We start from the raw sequence: 16,587 nt of genomic DNA, 5'->3' as shown, positions 1-16,587 counted from the left end.
GCTGGAGAGCCGGGCTGGATCAGGACGGCTCGGTCTCCAGCCAGCGCTGAACGCCGGCGAGGTGCTGCTGCTTCGCCTCATCGCTCATCGTTGAGGCCATGATGGAGCCCTCGGCGAGCCGAGCGAGTTCAGCATCGCTGAAGCCGTGCTCGCGCGCCTTCTCGTACTGCTCCAGCAGGCGGGAGCCGAACAGCAGCGGGTCATCAGCGCCGAGCGCGATCGTGGCACCAGCCTCCAGAAGGGTGCGCACGGGCACGTCCCCGGATTCGGAGTAGACCCCGAGAGCCACATTCGAGGCGGGGCAGATCTCGAAGGCGATCCCGTCGGCCACCAGGCGCTCCACCAGGCGCGGGTCCTCCGCAGCCCGCACCCCGTGGCCCAACCGGGTGGGCCGCAGGGAGTCGAGCACCTCGGTGATGTGGCCGGGGCCGAGCAGTTCGCCGCCGTGCGGAACCGCGGCGAGACCGGCATCCCGGGCGATGCGGAACGCGGGCGCGAACTCGCGCGTGTCACCGCGGCGCTCATCATTCGACAGGCCGAACCCGATCACCCGACCCGCGTTCCGGGCGGCGAGGCGGGCGAGGGTGCGCGCCTCCAACGGGTGCCGCATGCGGGAGGCCGCCACCACGATGCCCAGCGAGATGCCCTCCTCCTGCTCGATCGCCTCCGCTTCGTCGAGGATCAGCTCGAGCGCGGGTGTGAGACCGCCCGCGAACGGGGCGTAGCTGGTGGGGTCGATCTGCAGTTCGAGGCGGACCGACCCCTCCGCGCGGTCATCGATCGCCGCTTCGCGCAGCAGGCGGCGCATGATCTCCTCGGAGTTCACCACGCGCCGCGCCGTGTCGTAGAACCGCTGGAAGCGGAACCAGCCCCGGGCGCTCGGCTCCACCCGCAGCGCCTGGCCCGTCTGCAGCTGCGACGGCAGACGCAGACGCTGCTCCTCGGCGAGCTCCAGCAGGGTGTCCTGCCGCATCGACCCGGTGAAGTGCAGGTGCAGATGCGCCTTCGGCAGCGCCCTCAGGTCCCGGACCGCCTCCACGGGTCCGCCCTTCAGGCGAGGAGCTTCTGCACGCGCTCGATGCCTTCGGTGAGATCGGCATCGCTGAGGGCGTAGCTGAAGCGCAGGTGCCCGGGCGCATCGAACGCCTCACCGGGAACGGCGGCGACCTTCGCCTGGTCGAGGATCACCGTGGCGAGGTCGGTGGAGGTCTCCACCTTCTGCCCGCCGATGGTGCGTCCCAGCACCCCGCTGACCTCGGGGAACGCGTAGAACGCGCCGGTGGGACGGGGCACGGAGAATCCGTCGATCTCACTGAGCATGTCGAGGATGGTGGTGCGCCGACGGGCGAAGGCCGTCTTCATGTCCTCCACGCTGTCCATCGGGCCCGTCAGAGCAGCCAGCGCAGCGCGCTGCGCAATGTTGTTGACGTTCGAGGTGAGGTGGCTCTGCATGTTGGCGGCGCCGGTCAGGATGTCCTTCGGGGCGATCATCCAGCCCACCCGCCAGCCCGTCATCGCGAACGTCTTGGCGACGCCGTTGAGGACAACGGTCTGATCCGCGAGCTCCGGCACGGCCTGCAGCACGGAGGTGAACTCGGTGCCCTCGTAGGTGAGGTGCTGGTAGATCTCATCGGTGATGACCCACAGGCCGTTCTCCAGCGCCCAGCGGCCGATCTCCTCCATCTGGGCGCGGCTCAGCACGGACCCCGTCGGGTTCGACGGCGAGCAGATCAGCACGGCCTTCGTGCGGTCGGTGCGGACCGACTCCAGTTGCGCAGCCGTCGGCAGGTAGTCCTGGTCGGCGCCGGAGAAGACGCTGACGGGGGTGCCGCCGGCGAGGCGGATGCCCTCCGGGTAGGAGGTCCAGAACGGGGCGGGGACGATGACTTCGTCGCCCGGGTCGATCAGTGCGGCGAACGCCTGGTAGACGGCCTGCTTGCCGCCGTTGGTGATGAGCACCTGGGAGGCGTCCGCCTCCACGCCGCTGTACGTCTTCGCGGCCTCGGCGACGGCCTCGCGCAGCTCCGGCAGACCGGCGGCGGGGGAGTAGCGGTGGTTCTTCGGGTCCATAACGGCTTCCTTCGCCGCCTCCACGATGTGCGGCGGGGTGGGGAAGTCGGGCTCCCCGGCGCCGAACCCGATGACGGGCTGGCCGGCGGCCTTCAGCGCCTTGGCCTTCGCATCCACGGCGAGGGTGGCGGACTCGGCGATGGAGCCGATGCGCTGGGAGAGACGGCGAGAGGGAGCAGTCATGGAGGTCAGCACCTTTCCGGTGGTCACGGGGCACAGATGAGGGCTCTGTCATTGTTCCAGAGCACCCCGCATGCAGCTGGGGAATCCTGCATGCTTGCTCACACTCGGCCGAAGGATTCGCCCCGGGGCCCCGGATGTGCGTATGATCGATGGCGGTCACTCACGCGGTGGCCGCGTTCGGATACGTCCGGACACAGGGCAGTGGCGCAATTGGTAGCGCAACGGTCTCCAAAACCGTCGGTTGCAGGTTCGAATCCTGTCTGCCCTGCTACTATCCGCCTCACGATGCACACAGACCCACGACGGACCGAGGTTTCTATGTCACAACTGGAGACGGACCGCACGCGGGGCGACTTCGAGAACGAACCCGTTCGCAGCAGGAACCCGATCACGGCGCTGCTGACCTTCATCCGCGAAGTCTTCGCGGAGATGCGCAAGGTGGTCACCCCCACGGGTCGCGAACTCGCTTCCTACTCAGTGATCGTGGTCCTCTTCGTGGTCGTCATGATCGCGCTGATCTTCGGCCTGGACTTCGCGTTCGCCGCGCTCAGCCGTCTTGTCTTCGTGGGCTGACGCAGCCGCGAACTCACCGATAGCAAAGGAAGTTGGTTCATCCGTGTCCGATGACATGACCACCGACGACGCCCTCACCGGCGCCGACGAGAGCGCTCTGGAGCAGGCCGCCGCTGAGGACACCGCCGCCGAGCAGCCCGCAGTCGACGAGGCTGCTGACGTGCCCGCAGTCGACGAGGCCTCCGTCGACGAGGTCTCCGCAGACGTCTCTGACGGGGTCGCTGCCGACGAGGACGATGCCCCGGCTGTTCTCGATGCCGACTCCGAGTCCACTGTCGAGGACCCCACCGTGGCGCTCAAGCGCCATCTGCGCAGTGCCCCGGGTGAGTGGTACGTCGTGCACTCCTACTCCGGTCACGAGAACCGCGTGAAGACGCAGCTGACCACTCGTATCGAGACCCAGGACATGGAGGAGTTCATCTTCCAGATCGAGGTCCCGATGGAGGACGCCGCGGAGGTCAAGAACGGTCAGAAGAAGATCGTCCGCCGCGTGCGCATGCCCGGATACGTCCTGGTGCGCATGGACTTCACCGAAGCGTCCTGGCGCGTGGTCCGCGACACTCCCGGCGTCACCGGATTCGTGGGAAACGCCACGGATCCTGTTCCGCTGTCGTTCGATGAGATCTACTCGATGCTGGCTCCGTCGGTGAACCTGCCGGAGAAGAAGAAGTCCTCGAGTGCGAAGGCGTCCAAGAGCGCCGCTGTTCCGGCGTTCAGCGTCGGTGAGTCGGTGACCGTCATGGACGGTCCGTTCGAGACGATGCCCGCCACCATCTCGGAGATCGATTCGACCAACCAGAAGCTCCGGGTCTTCGTGTCCATCTTCGGACGCGAAACCCCGGTCGAGCTCGCGTTCGACCAGGTCGCCAAGATCTGATCCACCGCGAGTCGTACGTGGGAGGGGTCCTGGCGGACTCCGCCCGAACCACAACACAGTAAGGAAGAGCAATGGCTCCCAAGAAGAAGGTCTCGAGCGTCATCAAGCTCCAGATCCAGGCCGGCCAGGCCACGCCTGCGCCGCCGATCGGCCCCGCCCTCGGTGCCGCCGGTGTGAACATCGTTGAGTTCACCAAGGCGTACAACGCTGCCACCGAGTCCCAGCGCGGCAACGTCATCCCCGTTGAGATCACCGTGTACGAGGACCGCTCGTTCACGTTCATCACCAAGACCCCGCCGGCAGCGAAGCTGATCCTGAAGGCCGCTGGCCTCGACAAGGGCTCGGCTGTGCCGCACACCGACAAGGTCGGCAAGCTGACCATGGCGCAGGTCAAGGAGATCGCGGAGACGAAGATGCCGGATCTCACCGCAAACGATATCGATGCAGCCGCGAAGATCGTGGCCGGAACCGCGCGTTCCATGGGCATCACGGTGGAGGGCTGATACACGATGGCTAACCGTTCCAAGGCTTACCAGGACGCAGTCGCCAAGATCGACCGCGAGCAGTTCTACGCTCCGCTCGACGCTGTGCGCCTCGCCCAGAAGACCTCCGTCACCAAGTTCGACGCCGCCGTCGAGGTCGCCATGCGCCTCGGCGTCGACCCCCGCAAGGCGGACCAGATGGTGCGCGGCACCGTCAACCTGCCCCACGGCACCGGCAAGACCGCCCGCGTGATCGTGTTCGCCACCGGCCCCCAGGCCGAGGCTGCACGCGCAGCAGGCGCCGATGAGGTCGGCGACGACGAGCTCATCGAGAAGGTCGCCGGCGGCTGGACCGACTTCGACGCCGCTGTGGCCACCCCGAACCTCATGGGCAAGGTCGGCCGACTCGGCCGCGTGCTCGGCCCCCGCGGCCTCATGCCGAACCCGAAGACCGGCACGGTCACGATGGACACCGCCAAGGCTGTGGAGGACATCAAGGGCGGCAAGATCGAGTTCCGCGTGGACCGCGCCTCGAACCTGCACTTCATCATCGGCAAGGCGTCGTTCACCGACACCCAGCTGATCGAGAACTACGTGGCAGCGCTCGAGGAGATCCTGCGACTCAAGCCGGCCAGCGCGAAGGGCCGCTACATCTCGAAGATCACCATGTCCACCACCATGGGCCCGGGTATCGCGATCGACGTCAACCGCACCCGCAACCTCACCGAGGAGACCTCGGAGGCCTGAGCCCCCTCGTCCTCTCACACGAGCCCCGCTCTGCAGATGCAGGGCGGGGCTCGTCCGTATCGCAGTCGCCCCGCTGTGAGGGCGGGCACAGTCCGCGCCATCGGGACTCCTGACCCCGTCGGCCAGCGGCGGCGCATGATTCACTCGAAGCGCGGCCCACCCGGCCGCGACGACCCTCCACTCAGAACCGACGCACACCCCGTGTCGGCCCGCTCGGAAAGGACACCCTCCATGTCCACTGCCCGCAACGAAGCAGGCACGGCAATCGGCGAGGAGACCATCTCCCGCCGCGCCGCGTACGTCCCCGAGGGACTGCGCACCGGTCCGTCCGTGAACGACCGCTCGTTCATCGGCCACCCCGGCGGCCTGCCGTGGATGCTGCAGGTCGAGATGTGGGAGCGCTTCTCCTGGTTCGGGATGCGCGCCATCCTCCTGTACTTCCTCACCGACACCCTCGCCAACCATGGCCTGGGACTGTCCACCACCGCCGGCCAGGTGGTCGTCTCCGCCTACGGCGCCGCGGTGCTGCTCATGACGATCCCCGGCGGCATCGTCGCCGACCGCGTCCTCGGCCCCTGGATGTCCACCCTCGTGGGCGGCTCCGTCATCATGGCGGGCCACGTGGTCCTCGCCATCCCCAGCGTCCCCACCTCGTGGGTCGGTCTGATCCTCATCGCCATCGGCACCGGCTTCATCAAGCCGAACCTGTCGACCGTGGTGGGAGGCCTGTACGACAAGAACGACCCGCGCCGCGACCAGGGGTTCCAGTACTTCTACATGTCGATCAACGTGGGCTCCCTCGTAGCGCCGCTGCTGATCTCCTTCCTCCGCGGCATGTTCGGCTACCACATCGCCTTCATGGCCGCCGCGGTCGGAATGGCGTTCGCCCTCATCGCGTTCTTCTACGGCCGCCGCCGCCTCGGCGAATTCGCGTTCACCATCCCGAACCCGCTGCAGCCGGGCGAGGGAAAGAAGATGGCCCTGCTGGGACTCGGAATCGCGGCCCTCGCCGGTGGCCTCGTCGCGTTCTTCTCCCTCGTGGTGTTCGCCGACTCCGAGGACCCGCTGGTCGGTGCGATCTCCTGGTCCCTGTTCATCTTCGCCTTCGTGACCGCGCTCGGCTACTTCCTCACCATGTTCCGCAGCCCCCGCGTCACGGCGCAGGAGCGGTCGCACCTCAGCGCGTTCACGCCCCTGTGGGTGGGCAACGTGCTGTTCGTGGTGATCTTCGAGCAGGCGGCCGGCAAGATGGCCACCTTCGCGCTGGACAACACGGACCGCAGCGTGTTCGGCCTGTTCGAGCTGGCGCCGGCGATGTACCAGTCGTTCAACCCGCTGTTCGTGCTGCTGCTCGCACCGGTCCTCGGCTGGCTGTTCACCCGCCGTGCCGGACGCTTCCCGAACACGGCCGCCAAGTTCGCGATATCCCTGGTCATCATCGGTGTGTCCGCGCTGATGATGGGCTACGGCTTCAGCACCTGGCCGGGAGGCGCCGCGCTCGCGCCGTTCTGGTTCCTCGCCGCCGTGTTCTTCGTGCAGACCGTCGCGGAGCTGTTCATGAACCCGGTGGGTCTCTCCGTCACGACGAAGCTGGCGCCGCGCTACTTCGCGTCGCAGACGATGACGCTGTGGCTGCTGGCCCCGGCGGTGGGCATGGGCCTGACCTCGGTGGTCATCCAGATGGCCAGCGGCGTGGGCGACGGCGTCTTCTACACGATGCTCGGTGTGGTGACGCTCGTGGTGAGCGTCGGCATGTTCGTGATCGCACCGTGGGTGCAGTCGAAGATGGACGACATCGACCAGCGTGAGCGCGAAGGCAAGGCCTCCATGGAGAGGGCTGAGCAGGGCAGCGAGCCCGCCGACGTCGCCTGACCGCCACGTGGTCCGCCTCACGGGGAGGACCGTGATGCCGTAGGATCGTTGAACAATTCGCGGATGCCCCCGCTCCGCGAACGCACGATCCCTCGGAGGTCCCCCCGTGAGCGTCATCGATCTCAACAGTGACGTCGGTGAATCCTTCGGCAGCTGGACAATGGGCGATGACGCCGCCGTGCTCGCCGCCGTCTCCAGCGCCAACATCGCCTGCGGCTTCCACGCCGGCGACCCCAGCGTCATGGCCGCCACCTGCCGCAGCGCGGTCGCAGCCGGTGCGACCATCGGCGCGCATGTCGCCTACCGCGACCTCGTCGGCTTCGGGCGCCGCTTCCTGGACTGCTCACCCACCGAACTGGCCGACGACGTCCTCTACCAGCTCGGCGCCCTCGACGCCGTGGCCCGCCGCGAAGGCGGCGAAGTCCGCTACGTGAAGCCGCACGGCGCCCTCTACAACACGATCGTCCACCATGAGCAGCACGCGCAGGCGGTGGTGGACGCCGTCCGCGCGTTCAGCCCCGATCTCGCTCTGCTGCTCCTGCCGGGCTCGATCGCCCTGCAGAAGGCGGAGGCCGCTGGGCTGCGCGGCGTCGCCGAAGCGTTCGCCGACCGCGCCTACACCCCGGAGGGGACCCTGGTGTCCCGCCGGGAAGCGGGTGCGGTTCTGCATGACGGCGACGCCGTCACCGAGCGCATGGTGCGGCTCGTGCGGACCGGCACCCTCACTGCCATCGACGGCACCGACATCCGCATCGCTGCCGACAGCATCTGCCTGCACGGCGACACCCCCGGCGCCGCCGCCATGGCCGGGCAGGTCCGCGCCGGGCTGGAAGCCGCCGGCATCCGGATCGAGGCGTTCGCATGAGCCGCCCGCTGCGCTGGGCCGGTGCCCGTGCGTTCCTCGTGGAGTGCACGGACCTGCCCGAGGTGATGCGCCTGCACGCCCACCTGTCCCAGCATCCGCTGCCGGGCCAGGTGCAGGTGCTCGCTGCCGCCGAGACCGTGCTGGTGGAGTTCGAGTCCGCGCCCCGCGCCGCAGAGGGGGCCGACGCGCTCCAGCAGCTGCAGCTCGATGAACGGGCGGCCGTCGCGGGCCGGATCATCGACATCGACGTGGTCTACAGTGGGGAGGACCTCCGGGAGGTCGGGGAGCTCACCGGCCTCGGAGCCGACGGGGTCATCGCCGCCCACACGGGCGCCGAGTGGACCGCCGCGTTCGGCGGCTTCGCCCCCGGTTTCGTCTACCTGGCGGCCGACGGTGACCCCCTGCAGGTGCCGCGCCGCACCTCCCCGCGCCCCGCCGTGCCCGCAGGGTCGGTGGCCCTCGCCGGGGCGTTCTCCGCGGTGTACCCACAGAAGTCGCCGGGCGGCTGGCAGCTGATCGGACACACCGACGCGGTCCTGTGGGACCTCGGCCGGGAGGAGCCGTCGCTGATCCGTCCTGGTGACACGGTCCGCTACCGCGCCGTCACCGAACAGATCCGTGTGCAGGACCCGTCGGCAGCCCACCAGGACGAGCCCGCCGCGGACCCCTCGCAGCTCCCGGCGGTCCCGCAGCGCCCCGTCACCGCCAGCCGGCCCGACGCCGACTACGCCCTGGAAGTCACCGACCCGGGGATGCAGGCACTCATGCAGGACATGGGGCGGCCCGGGCACGGCGACCTCGGCGTCGTCGCCTCCGGTGCGGTGGACCGCGCGTCCGCCCGCCAGGCGAACCGCCTCGTCGGGAACGACGCCCGCTGCGCCGTCGTCGAAGCGCTCCTGGACGGCTTCGCGCTGACCGCCCGCGGCCACCACGTCGTCTCCGTCACCGGCGCCGCCGGCCCCCTCCGCATCGACGGGCCGAACGGGACGCGCACCGCAGTGCGCTGGTCCGCGATCCCCCTGTACGACGGGGAGACCCTCCGCATCGACATGCCGACCACGGGACTGCGCACCTACGTCGCGGTCCGCGGCGGCTTCGACGTGCCCGTGGTGCTCGGCTCCGCCTCCCGCGACATCATCTCCGGCATCGGCCCCGAGCCCCTCGCCGCCGGGGACGTCCTCGCCGTGCACCGCCGCGGCGGACACGTCGGCGCCCCCGAAGTCCCCGCCGTCAGCGCCCCCACCACCGGGTCGCTGCCGGTCCTGCCCGACCCGGAGGACCGGGCCGAGCCGGCGGTGTCGCTGCCCCCGCGGGACGACACGGCGGTGCTGCGGATCCTGCCCGGCCCGCGCGACGACTGGTTCACCCCCGAGGCGATGCAGGAGCTGACCTCCCGCACCTGGGTGGTGTCGAACCAGTCGAACCGCGTCGGCGTCCGCTTCGACGAACCCGCCGGCGGCGGCCTCACTCGCGCCCGCGACGGCGAACTCGCCAGCGAAGGCGCTGTCACCGGTTCCCTCCAGGTGCCGCACTCGGGCGTGCCCGTGCTGTTCCTCTCCGACCATCCCGTGACCGGCGGCTACCCCGTGATCGCCGTCGTAGTGCCGGAGGACCTGCCGCTGGCCGGACAGCTCCCGCCCGGAGCGCATGTGCGCTTCGAGCTCGCAGACTCCCCTCGACCCGTAGGAGAGAACGCATGAAGAAGGTCCTGATCGCCAACCGAGGCGAGATCGCGGTCCGCATCATCCGCGCCTGCTCCGACTCAGGCCTCACTTCGATCACCGTGTTCTCAGACCCGGACGCCGACGCGATGCACACGACCCTCGCCGACGAGGCCTACGCGCTGAACGGCTCCGCCCCCGCCGAGACCTACCTCGACCAGGAGAAGATCCTCGAGATCGCCCGCCGCTCCGGCGCCGACGCGGTCCACCCCGGCTACGGGTTCCTGTCGGAGAACGCCGACTTCGCCCGCGCCGTGGTCGACGCCGGCCTCACCTGGATCGGGCCCAGCGCCGACGTCATCGCCACGCTCGGTGACAAGGTCGCCGCCCGCGAGGTCGCCGTGCGCGTCGGTGCGCCCCTCGTGCCTGGCACCGACGGGCCCGCGAAGGACGCCGCTCAGGTGCGCGAGTTCGCCGAGGAGCACGGCCTGCCGATCGCGATCAAGGCGGCGTTCGGCGGCGGCGGCCGCGGCATGCGCATCGCCCGCACCATGGATGAGGTGGAGGATGCTTTCCTCTCCGCGACCCGCGAGGCGACCGCCGCGTTCGGCCGCGGCGAATGCTTCGTGGAGCGGTTCCTCGACCGGCCCCGCCATGTGGAGGCGCAGCTGCTCGCCGACACCCACGGCAGCGTCGCAGTCATCGGCACTCGCGACTGCTCCCTGCAGCGCCGCCACCAGAAGCTCGTGGAGGAGGCCCCGGCGCCGTTCCTCACCGATGAGCAGCGGATGCGCATCCACGATTCGGCCCGCGCGATCGCCCGTGAGGCCGGGTACGTCGGCGCCGGCACGGTGGAGTACCTCGTCTCCGAGGACGGTGTCATCTCCTTCCTCGAAGTGAACACCCGCCTGCAGGTGGAGCATCCCGTCACCGAGGCGACCAGCGGGGTGGACCTGGTGCGCGAGCAGCTGCGCATCGCGGCGGGCGAGCGGCTCAGCGTCAGTGAGGACCCGCAGCCGTCGGGCCACGCGTTCGAGTTCCGGCTGAACGCGGAGGATCCTGCACTCGGCTTCGTGCCCACCCCCGGCCTGGTGGAGGTGTTCGAGGCGCCGACGGGTCCCGGGGTCCGCGTGGACACCGGTGTGCGCAGTGGCTTCACCGTCCCCGCGGAGTACGACTCCCTGCTGGCGAAGCTGATCGTGTGGGGTGAGGACCGGCAGCAGGCGATCCGGCGAGCCCGCACCGCTCTTGCGGAACTGCGGATCGAGGGCCTGCCCACCGTGGTGCCGTTCCACCGCGCGGTCATGGACCACCCCGCCTACACCGCCGCTGATCGCTTCGGCGTGTTCACCACCTGGATCGAGTCGGAGTTCGCGCCGGACTTGGAGACCTCGCCGTACGTGGCCGCGCCGGAGCGCACCCGCACCACCGTGATGATCGACATCGACGGCCGGGCCGTGCAGCTCGGTCTGCCCGCGGATCTGCACCGCGCCCTGCTCAGCGGCGGGGGCGGTCAGGGCGGCGCTGGTGGTGCCGATGGCTGCGCCGCCGGCGGCGAGGGGGCCGACGGGTCCCAGGAGCGCGATGAGTCGCAGCTGACCGCACCGATGTCCGGCACCGTCGTGTCCTGGTCCGTGGAGGACGGCGCCGAGGTCGAGGACGGCGACGCCGTGCTCGTGATGGAGGCGATGAAGATGGAGACGACGGTGCGCGCGCACCGCGCCGGACGCCTCACCCGCGCCGACATCAGCGACGGGGAAGCGCTGACGCGCGGTCAGGAGATCGCGAGGATCGCATGACCGCTCGCCCGCCCCACCGTGACACCCGCTCGGCCTCGAGCCGGGCGGCCGCGTCGCTGCGCGCCCAGATCTCCGCGGGCCGGCTCCTGCCCGGATCGAAGCTGTCCGAGGTGGCGGTGGCGGCGGAGCTCGGCATCTCCCGCAATACGCTGCGGGAGGCGTTCGCGACTCTCGCGCAGGAGAACCTGATCGATCGGCGGCCGCACCGGGGCGTGTGCGTCGCCCGGCCGGACCAAGCGGACGTGCGGGAGATCTACGAAGCGCGGCTCGCGGTGGAGCCCAGCGCCGTCCTGTGGGGTGAGGTCACGGATCAGCTGGCCGCCCGGCAGGAGAGCGTCCTCGCCGCCGCACAGGAGGCGCTGGGCGAGGGGCGCATGCACGATGTGGGCGACCAGAACCAGCTGTTCCACGACGGTCTGGTGCAGATGACCGGGTCCACCATCGTGATGGGGGCGATGGATCAGCTGCTGGCGCGGATGCGGCTGATGTTCCTGTGCAAGGACCACAGCCCCACGTTCCACGCGAACTATGTGCACCGCAACGCCGAGCTGTGGGCGATGGTGATGCAGGGACGCCGCCGAGACGCCGCGGAGGAGCTGCGCCGCTACCTCGTGGATGCGCGCACCGAGGTCCTCGACTTCCTCGGCTACGGCGCTCAGGCACCCCGCCGCTAAGGCGCGCGGGCCACGCGCCCGTGCGGCGCCCAGCAGCCGCGGTCAGGGCACGAGGTAGTCGCTGTCGCGGGCGTCCGTGATCAGCATGTGCCCCGGGTCGTGCGCGATCGCGAACGACGGCCGCGATTCCATCACCGCTGCCTGCGGCGTGACCCCGCAGGCCCAGAACACGGGGATGTGCCCGGCGGGGATGTCCACCGGGTCACCGAAATCGGGTCGGGACAGGTCGGCGATTCCCAGCTCCGACGGCGAGCCCACATGCACCGGGGCGCCGTGCACGGCGGGGTAGCGGGAGGTGATGCGGACCGCGTCGGCCACCTGGGAGGCGGGGATGGGCCGCATGGACACCACCAGCGGCCCGCCGATCCGGCCCCCTGATGCGCAGCGGCGCGTGGTGCGGAACATCGGCACGTTCACGCCCTGGTCCTGGTGCGCGAGCGCGATCCCGCCCTCCAGCAGGGCCCGTTCGAACGTGAACGAGCAGCCCACGAGGAACGCCACCAGGTCCTCGCGCCAATAGTCGGTGGCATCCGTCGGCCGCGCGACCTCCACCCCGTTCTCGAAGACGCGGTAGCGCGGGATGTCCGTGCGGATGTCCCCGCCGGCGAGCAGATCGCTGGTGACCTGCCCGGGCTCCAGCACGCCGAGAACGGGACAGGGCTTGGGGTTGCGCTGCGCGAACAAAAGGACGTCGAAGGCGAGCTCCTGTGGGACCGCGATCAGGTTGGCCTGCGCGAAGGCGTCGGCGATCCCGGAGGTGGGGCGCACCTCGCCGACGCGGAAGCGCGAACGCGCATCGGCCGGTGACAGGTCCGCCCAGTCGCCGCCGGGGGAGTCGGAAGCAGGTCCGGCCGCTTGCGCGGGGGCCGACGCATCCGGCGCGGCGGCGGGCTGCGCGTCGCGGTCCGCGGGGCCGACGGATTCTGCGCGCATGGCTGGCCTCCTTCTCAGGCGAAGATGCCGGGGATCTTCGCGAGCGAGGTCCAGGCGAGGCCGAGGGACACCAGCCAGGCGAGGACACCGAGCAGCAGCAGCCAGGCGGGGTAGCGGTAGCCGTGCAGCAGGTCGCGGCGGCGCCACCCGGCGTACAGCAGGATCGCGAGGCCGAACGGCAGGATCAGGGCGTTGAACGCGCCCGCGAAGATCAGCAGTGCCTGCGGGGCCTGGCCGAGCACCACGAACAGGATGCCGCACACCGCGATGAACGCGACCGTCATCAGGTTGCGGGTGCGCGCCGCGGTGGCCTGGGTGGTGATGAAGGAGATGGAGGTGAAGGACGCGCCGATCACGGACGTGAGGGCGGCGCTCCACAGCACCACGCCGAACAGGCGCAGGCCGATCTGCCCGGCCGCGGCCTGGAACGCGTCGGCGGCCATGTTGTCACCGGCGAGCGCGACACCACCGGCGACCACGCCGAAGATCGCAAGGAACAGCAGCACCCGCATCACGCAGGTGACGAGGATGCCGACCACCGAGCTGCGGGTGATCTCCCGATCCGATTCGGGGCCGGTGACGCCGGAGTCGATCATGCGGTGGGCACCGGAGTAGGTGATGTAGCCGCCGACGGTGCCGCCGATGAGAGTGGAGATGATGAGGAAGTCGACCTGCTCCGGCAGTACGGTGTTCTTCAGCGCCTCACCGACCGGGGGAGCGGACACAACTGCCACGTAGATCATCAGCAGGATCATCACGGCGCCGAGGATGACCACGATGCGGTCCAGGGCGAGCCCGGCCCGCTTGGACAGGAAGATGAGGATGGCGAGGACGGCGGAGACGCCGCCGCCGATGGTCGGGTCGAGGCCCAGCATGGCGTTGAGGCCGAGGCCGGTGCCGGCGATGTTGCCGATGTTGAACACCGCGCCGCCGATGAAGACGAGGGCGGCGAGCACCCAGCCGGCGCCGGGCAGGACCCGGTTGCAGAGCTCCTGGGCGCGCAGGCCGGAGATGCCGAGGATCTTCCACACGTTCAGCTGGACGGCGATGTCGATCAGGATCGAGACGAGGATCGCGAAGGCGAACGCGGCGCCGAGCTGCGCCGTGAACACGGTGGTCTGGGTGATGAAGCCGGGACCGATGGCGCTGGTGGCCATGAGGAACATGGCGCCGAGGAGCGCTGTCCGGCGGCCGCGGCGGGCTGTGCGGTCGTCGCTGCTGTGGGCGGCTGCGTCGGTCTGGGAGGGAGTGCTGGACATGGACCGTCCGTTCCGTTGGAGGGGTGAGAGGGGTCACACTGGGTCGCGTAGTCGCACGACACTAGCAGTTGTTGAACAATCCGCTCAAGCGGTGCCCACGGGCCGTCGCCTCCCCGGGTCGTCCCGGCGGGCTGCCGGGTCGCATTTGATCCGCGCCACATCAGGGTGGGAGAAGGCGGCGGGATCGGGTAGTGTGACAGCTACCGAAGACCGCCGGTCGTCGGTCCTGCCATCAGGATCGACCGAAGGCTTCCCAGTCGCACTGAGGAACGGCCTGCGCAGGTGACGATTCTTCCGCACACCGGGGCTGGACTCCAGTGGGCGATGAGCCTCGACGCCTGCGTCGGGGCTTTTCTCATGCTGCGGGACACGAATCCTTCAAGGCCGGCAGCACAACCTCTGGAAGGAGGGCCATGGCGAGGCCTGACAAGGCAGCAGCTGTTGCTGAGGTCGCGGATCTGTTCCGCGAGTCCAGCGCAGCGATCCTGACCGAGTACCGCGGCCTGAGCGTGGGGCAGCTGCAGACGCTGCGCCGTTCGCTCGGTGCTGATACCACCTACGCCGTGGTGAAGAACACGCTGGCTGAGATCGCCGCCAAGGAAGCAGGAGTCGATGCTTTCCACGGCGAGCTCAATGGCCCGACCGCTATCGCCTTCATCAAGGGCGAGCCGGTCGAGCCGGCAAAGGCCATGCGTGACTTTGCCAAGGAAAACCCACAGCTGATCGTCAAGTCCGGCTACTTCGAGGGCTCCGCCCTCACGGCTGACGATGTCAAGAAGCTCGCAGACCTGGAGTCCCGCGAGGTTCTTCTGGCCAAGGCGGCCGGTGCCCTCAAGGCATCCATGTCCAAGGCCGCGGCAGTCTTCAACGCGCCGCTCACGAAGACCGCCCGTACCGTCGACGCTCTGCGTGCCAAGAACGAAGACGCCTGACACTCTGACGAAACGGTGCTGCGCGCACCACCCCAACTTAGGAAGGACTAAGCCCCATGGCTAAGCTCACCAAGGACGAGCTCATCGAAGCTTTCAAGGAAATGACCCTCATCGAGCTCTCCGAGTTCGTTAAGGAGTTCGAGGAGGTCTTCGACGTTGAGGCCGCCGCTCCCGTGGCCGTCGCTGCAGCCGGTGGCGCTGCAGGCGGCGACGCCGGTGGCGCCGCTGAGGAGAAGACCGAGTTCGACGTCATCCTCAGCTCCGCCGGCTCCGCCAAGATCGCCGTGATCAAGGAAGTCCGTGCCCTCACCGGCCTCGGCCTCAAGGAGGCCAAGGAGCTCGTCGACGGCGCACCGAAGCCGGTCCTCGAGGGTGTCGACCAGGACGCCGCCGACAAGGCCAAGGAGCAGCTCGAGGGCGCAGGCGCCGCTGTCGAGGTCAAGTGACCTCCGCGCTGAGAAGCGCAGCCTGACCCCGAGCCGACCGGGCACGAACAGCGCCCGATGCTCGTGACGGAACCGCCCGTCTCCCATGAGGAGGCGGGCGGTTCCTGTATGGGCGGCATCGGAGCGCGACGGCATCCGTCGGGCCGCAGCGTGTGCGGCCGGCGGGGGAGAGGTCTCCAGGGCACGGGTACCCGCTCGTTCCGGTGGCGGCGAGGGATGCGCTGGGAGATGATGGGCTCAATCGCTCAGCCCCGGGCCGCTGTCTGCAGTGTCGCCGACGGGCCCGACCACCAGGAGATCCCATGACCCGCTCAGTCCTCACCCGTCCCGGACGCACCCGCGCTGGCCGCACCCGCACGGTGCGCCGCAGCGTCACCGCCGCCACCGCGCTCGCCGCCTCCGCGCTGCTGTTCACCGGCTGCGGTGCGATCAGCGGCTTCGGCAGCGAGCCGGACCCCACCGCGAAGCCCAGTGAGACAGCGAGCGACGAGGTTGACGGATCCACCCCCGCGGGCGACCAGAGCCCGTCGGATGACGCCGCCCCGAGCGACGACGCGACACCGTCCGATGATGCGAGCCCGTCCGATGATGCGAGCCCGTCCGACGACTCCTCCGGCGGCCCCGACGGCGCGATGATGGCCGAGGACATCGGCATCGGCACGAACGTGAAGGCCTCAGTCCAGGAGCAGAGCTCCCCCGGCCCAGACCAGCCTCTCGACTTCACCATGACCTACACCCTCGACGGCGTCGACATCCCGCCCGCATGCCAGGCGGCGATCGACGGAGTCAACAACTCCAAGCAGGACGCCACGGGCCTCGTCGTCGTCAACTACGACGGTGACTTCAGTGCTGAGGCCGTCGACGGCGCAACCGATGAGCCGAACGTGGTCTCCGCACTCGCCACCACCAACGAGGACACCACACTGTTCGACCCCCTGAAGGAAGTCGCCGCCGCATGCACGGAGGAGATGTCCGGCCAGGGCGGCGCGGCGAAGGCCACCGTCAAACAGCTCGGGAACAACCCCAACACGTCCTTCACCACCATGACCCTCGGCGAGCAGAAGCTCACCATGCTCATGTCCGGCGTGGACAAGGGCACCGAGCACGGCTACATCCTCGCCATCAACCTCGATGAGGCCTCTGCGCTGAAGTACGCGAGTGCGCTCGAGGAGCATATGAACGGCTGACCTCCCGTTCCGGAAGCGGCGGCGCCC

Annotated in this window: 16 protein-coding genes and 1 tRNA gene; 13 read left to right on the top strand and 4 right to left on the bottom strand. The window is 69.5% G+C overall.

What is annotated here, in order from left to right; all coding sequences use genetic code 11:
* Window positions 1–19 precede the first annotated feature (19 nt).
* The gene (locus R3I40_RS07705) at window positions 20–1,039 is read right to left on the bottom strand and encodes an adenosine deaminase (RefSeq protein ID WP_239373898.1); all 1,020 of its coding nucleotides are present in this window, start codon (window positions 1,037–1,039) and stop codon (window positions 20–22) included.
* An 11-nt stretch (window positions 1,040–1,050) separates the two neighbouring features.
* On the bottom strand, window positions 1,051–2,253 hold the full coding sequence (locus tag R3I40_RS07700) for a pyridoxal phosphate-dependent aminotransferase (RefSeq protein ID WP_285262255.1): 1,203 nt from the start codon (window positions 2,251–2,253) through the stop codon (window positions 1,051–1,053).
* A 195-nt stretch (window positions 2,254–2,448) separates the two neighbouring features.
* On the opposite strand from R3I40_RS07700, the gene R3I40_RS07695 reads away from it, so the two are divergent.
* The 10 genes from R3I40_RS07695 (at window position 2,449) to R3I40_RS07650 (ending at window position 11,803) form a co-directional block, all read left to right on the top strand.
* Window positions 2,449–2,521 (top strand) — tRNA-Trp (locus R3I40_RS07695).
* A 50-nt stretch (window positions 2,522–2,571) separates the two neighbouring features.
* Complete coding sequence (secE, locus tag R3I40_RS07690; RefSeq protein WP_183375680.1) at window positions 2,572–2,826, top strand: preprotein translocase subunit SecE; 255 nt, start codon at window positions 2,572–2,574, stop codon at window positions 2,824–2,826.
* A 55-nt stretch (window positions 2,827–2,881) separates the two neighbouring features.
* On the top strand, window positions 2,882–3,703 hold the full coding sequence (gene nusG / locus R3I40_RS07685; RefSeq protein ID WP_285262273.1) for a transcription termination/antitermination protein NusG: 822 nt from the start codon (window positions 2,882–2,884) through the stop codon (window positions 3,701–3,703).
* A 71-nt stretch (window positions 3,704–3,774) separates the two neighbouring features.
* Complete coding sequence (rplK, locus tag R3I40_RS07680; RefSeq protein ID WP_183375678.1) at window positions 3,775–4,206, top strand: 50S ribosomal protein L11; 432 nt, start codon at window positions 3,775–3,777, stop codon at window positions 4,204–4,206.
* A gap of 6 nt (window positions 4,207–4,212) precedes the next feature.
* Window positions 4,213–4,932, top strand: coding sequence for a 50S ribosomal protein L1 (gene rplA / locus R3I40_RS07675; RefSeq protein ID WP_259923616.1), 720 nt, complete (start codon window positions 4,213–4,215; stop codon window positions 4,930–4,932).
* Window positions 4,933–5,163: 231 nt separating this feature from the next.
* Window positions 5,164–6,804: a peptide MFS transporter gene (locus R3I40_RS07670; protein ID WP_285262256.1), complete on the top strand. Its 1,641-nt coding sequence runs from the start codon at window positions 5,164–5,166 to the stop codon at window positions 6,802–6,804.
* A 106-nt stretch (window positions 6,805–6,910) separates the two neighbouring features.
* Entirely contained in the window at window positions 6,911–7,669 is a 759-nt protein-coding gene (locus R3I40_RS07665; RefSeq protein ID WP_183375673.1) for a LamB/YcsF family protein, read from the top strand.
* Window positions 7,666–9,369 carry a 5-oxoprolinase subunit B/C family protein gene (locus tag R3I40_RS07660; protein ID WP_285262257.1) on the top strand — a complete coding sequence of 568 codons (1,704 nt, stop codon included), beginning with the start codon at window positions 7,666–7,668 and terminating at the stop codon, window positions 9,367–9,369. The genes R3I40_RS07665 and R3I40_RS07660 overlap by 4 nt, the downstream gene beginning before the upstream one ends.
* Window positions 9,366–11,129 carry an acetyl/propionyl/methylcrotonyl-CoA carboxylase subunit alpha gene (locus R3I40_RS07655; RefSeq protein ID WP_285262258.1) on the top strand — a complete coding sequence of 588 codons (1,764 nt, stop codon included), beginning with the start codon at window positions 9,366–9,368 and terminating at the stop codon, window positions 11,127–11,129. Before R3I40_RS07660 ends, R3I40_RS07655 begins: the two co-directional genes overlap by 4 nt.
* A complete protein-coding gene (locus tag R3I40_RS07650; protein ID WP_285262259.1) occupies window positions 11,126–11,803 on the top strand; it encodes a GntR family transcriptional regulator in 678 nt (225 codons plus the stop codon). The genes R3I40_RS07655 and R3I40_RS07650 overlap by 4 nt, the downstream gene beginning before the upstream one ends.
* A gap of 42 nt (window positions 11,804–11,845) precedes the next feature.
* Here the strand turns inward: R3I40_RS07650 and R3I40_RS07645 are convergent, their stop codons facing one another.
* Window positions 11,846–12,736, bottom strand: a complete 891-nt coding sequence (locus R3I40_RS07645) for a putative hydro-lyase (RefSeq protein ID WP_285262260.1) — start codon at window positions 12,734–12,736, stop codon at window positions 11,846–11,848.
* Between the two features lie 14 nt (window positions 12,737–12,750).
* A complete protein-coding gene (locus tag R3I40_RS07640) occupies window positions 12,751–13,995 on the bottom strand; it encodes an NRAMP family divalent metal transporter (protein WP_246370825.1) in 1,245 nt (414 codons plus the stop codon).
* A 413-nt stretch (window positions 13,996–14,408) separates the two neighbouring features.
* Here R3I40_RS07640 and rplJ point away from each other — a divergent pair, with 413 nt between their 5' ends.
* The 3 genes from rplJ to R3I40_RS07625 all read left to right on the top strand — a co-directional run bounded on the left by rplJ (window position 14,409) and on the right by R3I40_RS07625 (window position 16,560).
* On the top strand, window positions 14,409–14,927 hold the full coding sequence (rplJ, locus tag R3I40_RS07635; RefSeq protein ID WP_183375663.1) for a 50S ribosomal protein L10: 519 nt from the start codon (window positions 14,409–14,411) through the stop codon (window positions 14,925–14,927).
* 56 nt (window positions 14,928–14,983) lie between these two features.
* Complete coding sequence (rplL, locus tag R3I40_RS07630) at window positions 14,984–15,373, top strand: 50S ribosomal protein L7/L12 (RefSeq protein ID WP_183375661.1); 390 nt, start codon at window positions 14,984–14,986, stop codon at window positions 15,371–15,373.
* Between the two features lie 302 nt (window positions 15,374–15,675).
* Window positions 15,676–16,560 (top strand): hypothetical protein, encoded by an 885-nt coding sequence (locus R3I40_RS07625; RefSeq protein ID WP_285262261.1) that lies wholly within the window; start codon window positions 15,676–15,678, stop codon window positions 16,558–16,560.
* Window positions 16,561–16,587 lie beyond the last annotated feature (27 nt).

The organism is Helcobacillus massiliensis, from assembly GCF_033106145.1.
GTDB classification, from domain to species: Bacteria; Actinomycetota; Actinomycetes; order Actinomycetales; family Dermabacteraceae; genus Helcobacillus; species Helcobacillus massiliensis.
This window is presented reverse-complemented; position numbering and strand designations above follow the sequence as displayed.

What these genes read in the sequence shown, in the direction of transcription:
- R3I40_RS07655 (WP_285262258.1), top strand. Translation starts at nt 9,366, where the DNA reads ATGAAGAAGGTCCTGATCGCCAACCGAGGCGAGATCGCGGTCCGCATC.
- rplJ (WP_183375663.1), top strand. Translation starts at nt 14,409, where the DNA reads ATGGCGAGGCCTGACAAGGCAGCAGCTGTTGCTGAGGTCGCGGATCTG.
- R3I40_RS07640 (WP_246370825.1), bottom strand. Translation starts at nt 13,995, where the DNA reads ATGTCCAGCACTCCCTCCCAGACCGACGCAGCCGCCCACAGCAGCGAC.
- rplA (WP_259923616.1), top strand. Translation starts at nt 4,213, where the DNA reads ATGGCTAACCGTTCCAAGGCTTACCAGGACGCAGTCGCCAAGATCGAC.
- R3I40_RS07670 (WP_285262256.1), top strand. Translation starts at nt 5,164, where the DNA reads ATGTCCACTGCCCGCAACGAAGCAGGCACGGCAATCGGCGAGGAGACC.
- R3I40_RS07660 (WP_285262257.1), top strand. Translation starts at nt 7,666, where the DNA reads ATGAGCCGCCCGCTGCGCTGGGCCGGTGCCCGTGCGTTCCTCGTGGAG.
- R3I40_RS07625 (WP_285262261.1), top strand. Translation starts at nt 15,676, where the DNA reads ATGACCCGCTCAGTCCTCACCCGTCCCGGACGCACCCGCGCTGGCCGC.
- nusG (WP_285262273.1), top strand. Translation starts at nt 2,882, where the DNA reads ATGACCACCGACGACGCCCTCACCGGCGCCGACGAGAGCGCTCTGGAG.
- R3I40_RS07645 (WP_285262260.1), bottom strand. Translation starts at nt 12,736, where the DNA reads ATGCGCGCAGAATCCGTCGGCCCCGCGGACCGCGACGCGCAGCCCGCC.
- R3I40_RS07700 (WP_285262255.1), bottom strand. Translation starts at nt 2,253, where the DNA reads ATGACTGCTCCCTCTCGCCGTCTCTCCCAGCGCATCGGCTCCATCGCC.
- rplK (WP_183375678.1), top strand. Translation starts at nt 3,775, where the DNA reads ATGGCTCCCAAGAAGAAGGTCTCGAGCGTCATCAAGCTCCAGATCCAG.
- R3I40_RS07650 (WP_285262259.1), top strand. Translation starts at nt 11,126, where the DNA reads ATGACCGCTCGCCCGCCCCACCGTGACACCCGCTCGGCCTCGAGCCGG.
- rplL (WP_183375661.1), top strand. Translation starts at nt 14,984, where the DNA reads ATGGCTAAGCTCACCAAGGACGAGCTCATCGAAGCTTTCAAGGAAATG.
- secE (WP_183375680.1), top strand. Translation starts at nt 2,572, where the DNA reads ATGTCACAACTGGAGACGGACCGCACGCGGGGCGACTTCGAGAACGAA.